13 protein-coding genes are annotated in these 12,849 nt (G+C 32.4%); 5 read left to right on the forward strand and 8 right to left on the reverse strand.

Annotation, left to right across the window (positions count from 1 at the left end; genetic code table 11):
* Nucleotides 1–51 precede the first annotated feature (51 nt).
* Complete coding sequence (locus K6T82_RS17915) at nucleotides 52–1,443, forward strand: DUF4153 domain-containing protein (RefSeq protein WP_223708589.1); 1,392 nt, start codon at nucleotides 52–54, stop codon at nucleotides 1,441–1,443.
* A gap of 46 nt (nucleotides 1,444–1,489) precedes the next feature.
* Here the strand turns inward: K6T82_RS17915 and rluF are convergent, their stop codons facing one another.
* The 5 genes from rluF to K6T82_RS17940 all read right to left on the reverse strand — a co-directional run bounded on the left by rluF (nucleotide 1,490) and on the right by K6T82_RS17940 (nucleotide 5,750).
* The gene (gene rluF / locus K6T82_RS17920) at nucleotides 1,490–2,323 is read right to left on the reverse strand and encodes a 23S rRNA pseudouridine(2604) synthase RluF (RefSeq protein WP_223708599.1); all 834 of its coding nucleotides are present in this window, start codon (nucleotides 2,321–2,323) and stop codon (nucleotides 1,490–1,492) included.
* A gap of 96 nt (nucleotides 2,324–2,419) precedes the next feature.
* Nucleotides 2,420–2,767 carry an antibiotic biosynthesis monooxygenase family protein gene (locus tag K6T82_RS17925; protein ID WP_223708601.1) on the reverse strand — a complete coding sequence of 116 codons (348 nt, stop codon included), beginning with the start codon at nucleotides 2,765–2,767 and terminating at the stop codon, nucleotides 2,420–2,422.
* 67 nt (nucleotides 2,768–2,834) lie between these two features.
* The gene (locus K6T82_RS17930) at nucleotides 2,835–3,698 is read right to left on the reverse strand and encodes an alpha/beta fold hydrolase (protein WP_223708604.1); all 864 of its coding nucleotides are present in this window, start codon (nucleotides 3,696–3,698) and stop codon (nucleotides 2,835–2,837) included.
* A 174-nt stretch (nucleotides 3,699–3,872) separates the two neighbouring features.
* Nucleotides 3,873–4,652, reverse strand: a complete 780-nt coding sequence (locus K6T82_RS17935) for a zinc ribbon domain-containing protein (protein WP_223708607.1) — start codon at nucleotides 4,650–4,652, stop codon at nucleotides 3,873–3,875.
* Nucleotides 4,653–4,655: 3 nt separating this feature from the next.
* Nucleotides 4,656–5,750 (reverse strand): Nif3-like dinuclear metal center hexameric protein, encoded by a 1,095-nt coding sequence (locus K6T82_RS17940; protein ID WP_223708622.1) that lies wholly within the window; start codon nucleotides 5,748–5,750, stop codon nucleotides 4,656–4,658.
* Nucleotides 5,751–5,953: 203 nt separating this feature from the next.
* On the opposite strand from K6T82_RS17940, the gene K6T82_RS17945 reads away from it, so the two are divergent.
* Genes K6T82_RS17945 through lpxK form a run of 3 tightly spaced genes read left to right on the forward strand, consistent with a single transcriptional unit; the run spans nucleotide 5,954 to nucleotide 7,481 of the window.
* Nucleotides 5,954–6,196, forward strand: a complete 243-nt coding sequence (locus K6T82_RS17945) for a DUF2683 family protein (protein ID WP_223708625.1) — start codon at nucleotides 5,954–5,956, stop codon at nucleotides 6,194–6,196.
* Complete coding sequence (locus tag K6T82_RS17950; protein WP_223708627.1) at nucleotides 6,172–6,453, forward strand: Txe/YoeB family addiction module toxin; 282 nt, start codon at nucleotides 6,172–6,174, stop codon at nucleotides 6,451–6,453. The genes K6T82_RS17945 and K6T82_RS17950 overlap by 25 nt, the downstream gene beginning before the upstream one ends.
* A gap of 5 nt (nucleotides 6,454–6,458) precedes the next feature.
* A complete protein-coding gene (lpxK, locus tag K6T82_RS17955) occupies nucleotides 6,459–7,481 on the forward strand; it encodes a tetraacyldisaccharide 4'-kinase (protein WP_223708629.1) in 1,023 nt (340 codons plus the stop codon).
* An 11-nt stretch (nucleotides 7,482–7,492) separates the two neighbouring features.
* Here lpxK and K6T82_RS17960 read toward each other — a convergent pair whose 3' ends face one another.
* The 3 genes from K6T82_RS17960 to lipA all read right to left on the reverse strand — a co-directional run bounded on the left by K6T82_RS17960 (nucleotide 7,493) and on the right by lipA (nucleotide 11,631).
* Nucleotides 7,493–9,664 carry a tetratricopeptide repeat-containing hybrid sensor histidine kinase/response regulator gene (locus K6T82_RS17960; protein WP_223708631.1) on the reverse strand — a complete coding sequence of 724 codons (2,172 nt, stop codon included), beginning with the start codon at nucleotides 9,662–9,664 and terminating at the stop codon, nucleotides 7,493–7,495.
* A 27-nt stretch (nucleotides 9,665–9,691) separates the two neighbouring features.
* Nucleotides 9,692–10,690: a type I glyceraldehyde-3-phosphate dehydrogenase gene (gene gap, locus K6T82_RS17965; protein ID WP_223708633.1), complete on the reverse strand. Its 999-nt coding sequence runs from the start codon at nucleotides 10,688–10,690 to the stop codon at nucleotides 9,692–9,694.
* 74 nt (nucleotides 10,691–10,764) lie between these two features.
* A complete protein-coding gene (gene lipA, locus K6T82_RS17970) occupies nucleotides 10,765–11,631 on the reverse strand; it encodes a lipoyl synthase (protein WP_223708643.1) in 867 nt (288 codons plus the stop codon).
* A 325-nt stretch (nucleotides 11,632–11,956) separates the two neighbouring features.
* Between lipA and K6T82_RS17975 the strand changes: the two genes are divergently transcribed.
* Nucleotides 11,957–12,829, forward strand: coding sequence for a M48 family metalloprotease (locus tag K6T82_RS17975; RefSeq protein ID WP_223708645.1), 873 nt, complete (start codon nucleotides 11,957–11,959; stop codon nucleotides 12,827–12,829).
* Nucleotides 12,830–12,849 lie beyond the last annotated feature (20 nt).

Genomic DNA, 12,849 nt, shown 5'->3' on the forward strand with positions numbered 1-12,849 from the left:
TTTTTTTATCTAAAAACTTTGAATTACAAAGTACTTTTAAATCCATTAATCATGAAAAAACATCAAATTATCTTGGCTTGCAGTTTGGTTTTTACACTGCTATTTTACAACGAATCTGTTGGAATAAATATCTCTATTTTTGGAGTAACACTTACACTTTTAATTAGTTACTTCTTTCAGGAGAAATTCGTTGACCGATCACATTTGGTTCTCGTAATGACTTCTATTTTATCTTGTTTTGCTTTTGCTTGGTATGGAGATGCCGCCTCATTTTTTGCTTTGGCATTGTCTATTTTAATTTTGCAATTCAAAACACAAGACAGGGAACTCAAAACAATACAAGTTTTTCCGCTCATAATTTTAAACGGAATTACTTCTTTAGGACGTGTTTTTATATTTAGCCAATGGCTTCCAGAACGAAAAATTCATAATGATTTTGCAAAGAAATTAGTTGCTTTTGTAATTATTCCGATTGTCTTTCTTGGATTGTTCTTTATTGTTTATTCTTTTGGAAGTGATCATTTTTCTTCCTTGTTTACAGATTATGAATTCGATATCGATCTGCCACAATTAATATTAATCTCTATTTTAGGTTTCTATATTTCATTTAGTTTTTGGAATTATTGGGCTCCAGATGTTTGTTATGAATACAATTCAAAACTAAATAACAATTTTGCCAATGTTTCTGAAATAAAAAATCAAAGTACATTTTCTTTTTTAGATCTCGATTTCGAAAGAAAAAGCGGTGTAATTACATTGTTTTTATTAAACATTATGCTTTTGGTTTTTATTGCAACTTACAATTATGAGCAATTTTTTGAAGTTGTAGAGAAAACAAATCTAAGCGCCGATACGCACGAACGTGTAAATGCCGTAATTTTTTCAATTTTAATGGCTGTTGGTGTGATCATGTTCTATTTTAAAGGTGGTTTTAATTTTGATGAAAAGGCTTCGACTTTAAAGAAACTGGCTAAAGTTTGGCTTGGGTTGAATGTTGTTTTAATTGTAAGCGCCATTATTAAAAACTCAGAATATGTTTCTTTCTTTGGTTTAACTTATAAAAGACTTGGTGTTTATGCTTTTCTGATTCTTGCTATTATTGGATTAGTGGTTTCGTTTCAAAAAATCACAAAACAGAAAACCAATGCTTATTTATTCAATCAAATGATTTGGTATTTCTACGGAACTATTCTTTTGTGTAGTTACATCAATTGGGGAGGTTTGATTACCAATTACAATATTTCGGTAAACAAAGGAGTAGAGCCAGTATTTTTAAGCGGTTTGAATTTTAATGATGATGCTCGTAGAGAATATCTTTCGAAAAATAATCTAGACGGAAAAAATACAGAAATGATTAGAGAAGAATTGATTTCGAATTATCAAAATCAGGGATTTTTATCAAAAGCGCTGTACTATGAATTTTTAAGTAAAGAGAAGAAATAAGCAGTAAAAAAGAAATCCCATTCATCTTAAACGAATGGGATTTTTTTTATTTAGTATCTCCTCTTTTTTTAAAGCGAGGATCATGTTTCGAAATATAGGTTTTTCTTCTTGTTGGAGTTGCACTTGAAGCTGTACTTTCAACTTTAGGAAAACTTGCTTCTTCCGTTTTGCTCGAAGGCTCAATTAACTGGTTTAATTCTTTAATTTCGGCATCGGTTAAATCTCTATATCTTCCAACAGGAACATCTAAAGAAATATTGATAATTCGGATACGTTTTAACGCTGTAACTTCATAGCCTAAATACTCAGACATTCTTCTAATCTGACGGTTTAAACCTTGCGTTAAAATGATTTTAAAAGTGTATTTGCTAATTTGCTCTACTTTACACTTTTTAGTCACCGTATCCAAAATCGGAACGCCATTTCCCATTCTCTGGATAAAACGTTCCGTAATTGGTTTGTTTACCGTAACCGTATATTCTTTTTCGTGGTTGTTTCTCGCCCGAAGAATCTTGTTTACAATATCACCGTCGTTGGTCATAAAAATTAATCCCTCACTGGCTTTATCCAGCCTTCCAATTGGAAAAATACGTTTTGGATAATTAATATAATCTACAATGTTGTTTTTGACTTCTAAGTTGGTTGTACATTCAATTCCAACAGGTTTATTGAATGCCAGATAAACCATTTTTTCGTTTTTTTCAACGATCAATTTTCCGTCAATTCGCACTTCGTCATTTGGCGAAACTTTCGTTCCCATTTCTGGCACAGCACCATTTATTGTAACGCGTCCTTCTTCGATAAGTTTATCGGCTTCACGACGAGAACAATACCCTGTTTCTCCTATAAATTTATTAAGACGTTTTAAATTCTCTTCCATACTGCAAAAGTAGGCAAAAAAATGATTTTAGATTTTAGAATTCAGATTTTAGAAAAAACTTTGTCCCTCTGTCCCTTTGCAACTTTGCAACTTTCTTTAAGAATGATGAAACTCCTTGCTATCCTCTGGCGTTTCTTTTCTTTCAAACATTCCATAATCACGAACTACGGTTGCAATTCGTAAATGATAATCTTTAAATACTTCGTTTCGGCCTTTTTCCTGTGCGTGGCGATGCATTTCCAAATTTCTCCATTGCTGAATACTTTCTTCATCTCTCCAAAAAGACAAAGACAAAATTTTGCCAGGATCAGTCAAGCTTTGAAATCTTTCTATAGAAATAAAACCATCAATATGACTTAATTCTGGTTTTAGACTTGCAGCAATATCCAGATATTCTTCTTTTCTTCCTTCATTCGGAATGACTTCAAAAATTACGGCGATCATTTTTTTGAGTTATGAATTATGGGTTAAATATAAAATGTGAAAAGACCTTTGCAACTTTGTTCCTCTGTTACTTTGTCTCTTCAGAAGAAAAAAGAAACTCAATCACTTTATCATACAATTCGTCATCGTGCATTCCGTGACCTAAACCACTGGTTTCGATAAATTGACTGTTTTTCCAGTTACTGGCTATTTTTTGCCCTTCGGCGAAAGCCACAATTTTATCAGAAGTATCGTGTGCAATCAATCCCGGAATAGTAAATTCTGAAGCAAATTTTTGACCTGAAAAATCTGCCAGTTTAAAGTTGAAACGATTTACGAATTTATTTTCCAAAAGAGGAAGCATTTTTCGATTTAAACTCAGCATCGAAATGTAATTGTCAATCAAAGTTTTTAAATCCGAAGGCGCTCCCAAAACCACCATTTTCTTGATGCTCGTGTTCGGAAATAAATATTGATGATAGACACAGGCTGCACCTCCTATCGAATGACCGATAATAATATCAGGTTGGTATTTTTCGACCGCTTTATTGATAAACTCCGCATAAAGCGGAACATTAAATTCTTTACCGCTACTTTGTCCGTGAGCTGGTGCATCGATGGCAATGATTGTGCTGCCGGATTTTTGAAGATGTGGCAACGTTTTTTTCCAGCGTGAAGCATTGCTTTCCCATCCGTGGACTAATAGAATCTTGGTTTCATTTCCTTTCCAGATATAAGTTTGAAAATGATGTTCGTTATGATGAAAAATTTCTGTTTCTGTATTTTTTAAAACTTTTGGAAGTTCTTCTTTTTTTAATCGACCAACTCGAGGCTGGCTGAAAAGTGCATACGAAAGTTCCATTGCTTTTTGCGGACGAACATAACTCAAAAAGTTTATATAAGTTCCAACCGATTTTAATGTAATAAAACGGATTCCTTTTTTAATTCCCAAAACTTGTAATTTTTTTTCTAAAGGTAGAAAAAGGTCTGCCACGAATTACACAAATTAACACGAATTTTTTATTCGCTTTATGACGGACAGAAAATGTTAATTAGTGATAATTGGTGTAATTAGTGGCAAAAAATAATGCAAAAAAAAAGTCCCGATTAAATCGGGACTTGATATTTAGAATTTTGCGAACAATTGTTCCATTTTTTCTTTTTCTTCTTCAGCTAATTGCGTATCAACTAAGATTCTTCCAGAATGCTCATCAGTAATGATTTTCTTTCTTGAAGCAATTTCAACCTGAGTTTGTGGTGGAATTGTAAAGAAAGATCCAGCAGAAGCTCCTCTTTCGATAGAAACTACAGCTAATCCGTTACGAACACTGCTTCTGATTCTGTTGTAAGCTGCTAATAATCTGTCTTCGATTTGCGCAGCATACTCAGCAGATTTCTCAGTTAAGAAAGCTTCTTCTTTCTGAGTTTCAGCCATAATAGCATCTAATTCAGATTTTTTATGTTTTAAATGAGAGCTTTTAGCATCAAGTTTTTCTTTTAAGTTGGAAATAACTTCTTTTTTGTGCTCGATAGAAGCTTTCATTTCTTTGATTTGCTTTTCAGCCAATTGAATTTCTAATTCTTGAAATTCAACTTCTTTTGTCAAAGAATTAAATTCTCTGTTGTTACGTACTGATTCTTGTTGTTTTGTGTACTTTTTGATAACCTCTTTATGCTCCTCAATAGCAATTTTCTTTGCTTTGATTTGCTCCTCAATAACTTCAAGTTCACCTTTCAGTTTCTCTGAACGAGTGCTCAAACCTGCAACTTCATCTTCTAAATCTTCAACCTCTAAAGGAAGTTCTCCTCTAACGTTTCTGATTTCGTCAATTCTAGAGTCAATAAGCTGTAAATCGTATATTGCTCTTAACTTGTCCTCAACACTTAATTCTTTCGTATTCGTCATATTTTATAAGTACTTAACTGGATTTGTATTTTCTTCCGATAAAATGATTGCAAAATTAAGAATTTTTTTTCGAAGATAATCAACAATATAATTTTTTGTATAGCGTTCGCTCTCAAAATGACCAATATCTGCCAAAAGTAACTTGTTTTCAGCTTCATAAAACTGATGATACTTCAAATCGGCAGTCAAAAAAGCATCGGCTCCAGCCTGAATTGCATTTTTTATGGCAAAACTTCCTGAACCTCCCAAAACGGCAACTTTCTTGATTTTTTTTCCTAAAAAGGCAGAATGACGAATTCCGTCGGCAATCATTTTTTCTTTTACAGAAAGCAGAAAATCTTTTTCGTCCATTTCATTTTCCAGATCGCCAACCATTCCTAAACCAATATTCTGATGTGAATTTTTCAAATCATAGATTTCATAAGCGACTTCTTCGTAAATATGATTCGCAAAAAGTGCTTTTAAAATTCTGGATTGCAGATGTTTTTCAAATACAACTTCAATTTTGATTTCTTCTCCTGTGTGCAGTTTTCCTTTTTCTCCAATTACAGGATTGCTATCTTCATTTCCTTGAAAAGTAAAAAAACCTTGTGTGTTGAAACTGCAATTGTCATAATTTCCAATTGTTCCTGCACCGGCTTCAAACATGGCATTTCGAACTTTATCAGCATTATCTTGAACAGTAAAAGTGACTAATTTTTGAATGAAATTTTGTTTCGGAACTAAAACCTTAGTATTTATTAAACCCAAGGCATCACAGAAAATTTTATTTACGCCTTGCGAATGATTGTCAAGTGCGGTATGAACTGCATAAATGGCAATGTCATTTTTGATAGCCTTTAAAATGGCACGTTCTACATAATTTTTGCCTGTAATTTTTTTAATTCCAGAAAACAATATTGGGTGAAAGCAAACCACGAGATTGCAGTTTTTAGAAATAGCTTCGTCAATTACACTTTCTAAAGCATCGTGACAGACTAAAACTCCAGTGCTTTCGGTCTCTGTATCTCCAACTAAAAGTCCGACATTGTCAAAATCTTCAGCATAAGCCAAAGGTGCCATTTCTTCGAGGACTGAGATTATGTTTTTGATTTTCATTTTAAATTTTGTTTCAAGTTTCATGTTTCAAGTTCTAAGACTTGCGTCTAAACCTTAAACAAATTAACGAAAAAAAATATACTTTGATAAATTGAAATTTACTTTCGGATCAATCCATTTACATTTTGTTTGTAAAGGGGTGATTTATATTTTGTAAATCAAATTGCGACTTTTCGTATATTTGTAGTTCTAAATTAAAAGTCATGACTACAATAAAAATTAATGAACAAACAAAAGAAGGCAAAGCATTCATGGCTATGTTCGATGCCTTTTTTAAAAATGTTAGGGGTATTGAAATTGTTGAATCGGATACTTATGGACAGGTTAACGAAGAAGAAAGTCCATATAATCCTGAGTTTGTAGATATGGTTTTGAAATCTGCAAAAGATAATAATAGTACTGAAATTAATCCTAATGATGTATGGGGAAGTTTAGGATTAAAATAAAGGAATTAGCAAAAAAGCAAATTATTCAACATTATAAATCTGGAGATAAAAAGAGTATTAAAAATATTGAAAAAATTCTTTTAGAACTTTCAGAAACTCCTTTTGAAGGAATTGGAAATCCAGAACCTTTAAAATATGAACTTACTGGATTTTGGTCTAGAAGAATAAATCCAAAAGACAGAATGATATATTATTTGGAGGATGATACTGTGACAATCTTTATCGTTTCAGCAAAAGGTCATTACTCAGATAAATAACTTCTATGAACTTACTTCGAAAATTACTTTTCCCTTTCGCCATTTTATACGGATTCATAACTTCAATTCGTAATTTTCTTTTTGATAAAGGTGTTTTAAAATCGACTTCGTTTGATATTCCGGTTATTGCAGTTGGAAACCTGAGTGTTGGCGGAACGGGTAAAACACCGCAAATAGAATATTTGATTAGATTGCTGTTGGATAAATATCAGATTGCAACATTAAGCCGTGGTTACAAAAGAAAGTCGGAAGGTTTTGTTTTGGCCAATGAAAATTCGAATGCAGAAATTTTGGGCGACGAACCTTTCCAATTTTATCAAAAATTTCCATTTGTAATGGTTGCCGTAGATGCCGACAGAACAAATGGGATAAAACAATTGCTTTCTGAGCAAGTTACACCCGAGGTTATTTTACTCGATGATGCCTACCAGCACAGAAAGGTAAAAGCAGGGTTTTATATTTTATTGACTTCATACGATGATTTGTACGCAGACGATTTCATGCTTCCAACAGGAAATTTACGAGAGAGCAGAAGCGGAGCAGAAAGGGCCAATATAGTAGTAGTTACAAAATGTCCTAAAATTTTGTCTAACGAAGAACAAGCCAAAATTCGCTTAAAACTAAAGTTGGGCTCTTCACAGCAAGTCTTTTTTACTTTTATAGATTATGACGAAGTAATTTATGGTAAAGAAGCAGAAATTGCTGTAAATGAAATTAAATCGGAACCGAAATTACTTTTGGCCGGAATTGCAAAACCGAAACCATTTTTTGATTATTTGAAAAATGAAACTGATGAATGTTTGACTTTTCCAGATCACCATCATTTTTCTGATGCAGATTTAGATTCCATTCAAGAAAAAGCAAAAGGAAAAAAAATAATTACAACCGAAAAAGATTACGTAAGATTAAAAGATTCTAAGCTGGTTTCACAATTGTATTATTTGCCTATAAAAAGCAGTTTCATAAATGATCAACAAACCTTTGATGCAACAATCTTGGAGTACGTTAAGAAAAATTTAGAACCTTAGTGTGTTGAAAATTAATCAAAAAATTTAGCGATTGTACAGTAGAACTCGTCTGGAACAAAAGGTTTTGTAATCACATCATTCATTCCAAAAGAAAGCAGCATATCGCGATTTTCATCAAGCGAAATTGCGGTTAAAGCAATAACCGGAGTGGTTTTGTCAAATTCTCGAATTAATTTCGTAGCCGTTGTTCCATTAATTCCAGGAAGATGCACATCCATTAAAATCATATCAAAACGTTTGATTTTTAAAAGCTCGACAGCATCTTCTCCATTATCTACAATTTCGCAGGTAATGTTTTTGTTTTCAAGCATTTTTCTAGTTATCATTTGATTGATTTTATTGTCTTCAATCAATAAAATAGACTTGTTCATCAATTGTTTATCGTTGTATGGTTTTACTTCCTCGATTACTTCCAATGGTTCTTTGTTAATTTTGAAATTTAATTTGAAGGTAAAAGTAGACCCTTTACCAACTTCACTTTTTAATTTTATTTCGCCTCCTAATAGTTCAATTAATTTTTTTACGATTGTTAGGCCAAGACCCGTTCCGCCATATTTTCTGTTTACTTCGATAGAACCTTGAGAGAAACTTTCAAAAACACTTTGAAGCTTGTCTTCCGGAATTCCGATTCCAGTATCTACAATTTCAAAGTAAACCGTAGCAGTTTCGTCTTCTTGCGAATACAATTTTGCAATAACATTTACGTGTCCATTTTGTGTAAATTTTAATGCGTTGTTGATTAGGTTTAGTATAATTTGAGATAATTTGGTTGGATCCCCCATCAAGTTATCTGGAATTGAACTGTCTATTTCTAAATTGAAATAATTTCTATTGGCCGTTGCTAACTCTTTTAAAGAACTTTGAATATTAAAAAGTAACTCTTTAAGGTTGAAACTTATATTTTCTACTTCAACTTTAGTGGAGTCAATTTTGTTTACCTCAAGGATTTCATTAATAAAAGTCGTCAAATAATTTCCTGAAAACTTTAAAGATTCCAAGTATTGTAACTGCTTTTTCTTCGGATTATCTTCTAATAAGATATGTGTAATACCGTTGATCGCATTCAATGGTGTTCGCAACTCATGACTTACAGTAGATAAGAATTCAGATCTTGCTTTTGAAGCTTTTTCTGCTTTGTTTTTAGCTAAGATCAATTCTTTGTTTTTTTCGCGAAGCAGTAAATTATTCTGATTTCTAATGATATTGTTTTTATACAAAGCCAAACTCAAAAGAGACAAAATAGAAATTAAGGCAATTGCCAGAATACTCACCAATTTAGAATAGCGATAGGTTTTTAACTGAAATTTTTCTTCGCTTTCTTTTTTTATCGAATTGTTTAAAGATTGATTTTTCTTGAATTTTTCGAATTCATTTAAATCAACTTTAGCATTTTTTAGTTTTATAAGATAATTTTCCAGCTGATAATGTTCATCCAAATAGGAATAAGCCAAATCATAATTTTTGGTTTGTTTATAATATTGGCTGATTGCTAAAACAATTTTTGATTTTTTTGTAAAATCATTGTTTTTGGCATTGTATTCTAAGGCATTGTCAAGGAAAATTATGGCAGAATCATTTCTTTTGAGCTGTGTTTCAATTAGTCCTAATTGATAATAAGAATCTGCTTTGGTTCTTAAAATGGCACTATTATCTGGTTTTTTTGTGATTTTTTGAAATGCTTTGGCTGCTAAAGGAAGATTTTCATTAGTCTTTAAAGCCATTGCTATTTGGTAATTCAAAACATCAGCATGATCTTCAATTCCGAGATCTTTTAATAATTGCTGCGCTTTTACATAATAAACGGCAGCCGTTTTATAATCGCCTTTTGCAGTATTTGTCAATCCAATATAATGCAGCGCTAAAACTTTTGTACAGCTTGGTTTTAGTGTATCAAATAATGCAACAGTTTTATGGAAGTTTTTTAAAGCATCTTCAAACTTTTTTTGATTGTAGTAAATTTTACCAAGTTTAAAAGTTTGGAGTGCCAAATTTTCCTTTTTACCATTGACCTCGCAAAAATTAATTGATTTTTGAGTGTAAAAAACAGCCTGACTGAACTTTTTATTGTTAAGATTGAAATTGGCAAGCTTGTTATAATAGATAACGCTATCCGTATTCTTTTGGTTTTGAGAATACAAAAACGAGTTAAAAAAACAAACCACAATAAAAAGATAGTATTTCATGTATGGGCAATGCTTTTACAATGAATCTTATTTTTTCCTTATTAGTAAAATTAAATCAATCAATCTGGATGAATAGCCAATTTCGTTATCGTACCAGCCTACTACTTTTACCATTTTATCGATAACAGAAGTCAGCTGTGCATCAAATAAACAAGAATGTCTGTTGCCAATTACATCAACCGAAACAATAGGATCTTCTGTGTAATCTAATATTCCTTTTAAATTTGTTTTGGAAGCTTCTTTAAACGCTTTATTTATTTCTTCAATAGTTACTGCACGTTTTACATTGAAGGTAATGTCTGTTAATGAACCATCTGGAACCGGAACACGAATACCGCATCCGCCCATTTTGTTGTGCAATTTAGGAAAAATTTTTGTTAATGCCTTAGCTGCACCTGTAGTTGTTGGAACAATTGATTGACTTGCACCTCTAGCACGTCGCAAGTCCTTATGTGGCTGGTCGTGAAGACTTTGGTCTGTTGTAAAAGAATGTATAGTAGTGATGTAAGCCTGCTCGATTCCACACAATTCTTCAATGATTTTTATCATCGGTGCGGCATTGTTTGTCGTACAACTTGCATTAGAAACTATATTTTCGTTTCCATCTAGAATATTTTCATTTACTCCAAGAACAACAGTTTTGATAGTGTCTACTTCTGAAGGTGCCGAAAGGATAACTTTTTTAGCTCCAGCCTCAATATGTCCGTTTAATTCTTCGTGAATTTTGTATTTTCCTGTACATTCAATTACAATATCAATCGAATGCGATTTCCAGTCAAGATTTGAAATGTTCTTTTCATGAAAAAAGAAAAAATGCCTTCCATCTACAATGATGCTGTTTTCATCATGACTTACTTCAAAAGGTAAGACGCCATGAATACTGTCATATTTAATTAAATGTGACATAGTTTTATTGTCAGCAATGTCGTTTATAGCTACAACTTCGATTTCAGGATGATTTAAAAGAAGGCGGAACAAATTTCTTCCAATTCTTCCAAATCCATTAATGGCAATTCTTGTTTTCAACTTTTAGGTTATTCGTTTAACTGTTTAATCGTTTAATCGGTTTTACAATTAAACGATTAAACGATTAAGCTTTTTTATAAAATATGTTTTTGTGCTTTGTATGAAGAACGAACAAGTGGTCCGCTTTCAACATGTCTGAAGCCTAATTCAAGACCGAATTTTTCATAACGGGCAAATTGTTCAGGCGTAATAAATTCTTTTACAGGAAGGTGTTTTTTACTTGGCTGTAAATATTGTCCAATTGTTACGACGTCTACATTTGCATTTCTTAAATCTGTCATGGTTTGAAAAACCTCTTCTTCTGTTTCACCAAGACCTAACATGATTCCAGATTTTGTTCTGTTGATGCCTTTCTCTTTTAGATAACGAAGCACCTCTAAACTTCTGTCGTATTTAGCTTGGATACGAACTTCGCGAGTTAAACGACGTACCGTTTCCATGTTATGAGAAACCACTTCAGGATTTGCTTCTACAATTCGGTCCAGATTTCTTTCTATTCCTTGAAAATCAGGAATTAAAGTTTCAAGAGTGGTACTCGGGTTCATTCTACGAATAGCTCTAACAGTTTCCATCCAGATAATAGAACCTCCATCTTTTAAATCATCTCTGTCCACACTTGTAACTACAGCGTGTTTGATATTCATGATTTTGATAGAACGTGCTACTTTCTCAGGTTCGTCCCAATCTACTGTTTCAGGTCTGCCGGTTTTAACGCCGCAGAATCCGCATGAACGAGTACAAACATTTCCTAAAATCATGAAAGTCGCTGTTCCTTCACCCCAGCATTCACCCATGTTTGGGCAGCTTCCTGAAGTACAAATAGTATTTAAACTATATTTATCAACTAAACCTCTAAGTTCAGTATATTTTTGTCCGATGGGTAATTTTACTTTTAACCACTTAGGTTTTGTGGTTTGTATATTTTCAGCGACTGTTTCCATATATCAATATTCAAAGCACAAAGATACGGAATGTTGTTTATTTGGAGATTTGTTTAAGATTTAATTTAGTAATTCAATAGTTAATCAAGTATAAATACGGTTTAATTATGTGTAATAAAAAAGTTAAATATGTGTAGTTAAAGTATTGTTTGGCTTTTAAAAGCGAATTTATTGTGACGAAAATCAAAATGGTGAATAATTATAGCAATGTTTTGACTTTTAATACTTTAAAATTTATATCTTTAAATGTTAAAAAAAATGAATTTTTATAATATTGGCACGATTCTTTTGTAATACATTTGTTGTTAAATTAATAAGAGTAAAAATGAAAAAGAAATTTATTGTATTAGGAGTTTTAGTAGCATCTTTTGGAGTTTCTAAAATGAATGCACAGATTAATTTTGGGGATAAAGCAATTGGAGCAGTTCAAAAAGGGGTTACGGGTTTTACTTTTAGTAATGCCGATGCAGCAAAATTATCAAAAGAAGCTGTAGATAAATTAGATGCTGAACACGAAATTGCTGGACCTACTGATGGTTATGCTGTTAGGTTGAACAGAGTTTTTGGAAAACATGCGGCAGGCGATGGTTTTACACTAAACTATAAAGTTTATAAATTGAAAGAAGTAAATGCTTTTGCAACAGCAGACGGAAGTGTTCGTGTATATTCTGGTTTAATGGATATTATGGATGATAATGAGTTAATTGCAGTAATCGGACATGAGATTGGACACGTGGCAAATAATGATTCAAGAGATGCTATTCGCGCAGCTTATCAAAAAGAAGCATTAATGGATGGGGCAGCATCACAATCTGCAACTTTGGCGACAGTAACAGACAGCCAGCTTGGAAAAATAGGAAGTGCTATTATTGATAGTAAATACAGCCGTAAACAAGAATCTGAAGCCGATTTATTTGCTTATAACTTCATGAAAAAAAATGGTTACGATGTAAATGCTGAAGAATCTGCTTTTAGAATTTTAGCTAAAATGAGTGAAGGATCTCAAGCTTCATTTATTGATCAAATGATGAGTTCGCATCCTGATTCTAAGAAAAGAGCTGACGATGCTAAAAAAAGAGCAGAAAAAGACGGATTGTATAAGGCTTATGTGCAACAAAAGATTGTAAATACTGTTCCTGCAGCAACTACAACTAAAAAGACGACCACTACCAAAAAAACAACAACGAAAAAGAAATAACAATGGTTTCTTTAAAATAA

Origin of the sequence: Flavobacterium potami (assembly GCF_020026915.1) — a bacterium.
GTDB lineage: Bacteria > Bacteroidota > Bacteroidia > Flavobacteriales > Flavobacteriaceae > Flavobacterium > Flavobacterium potami.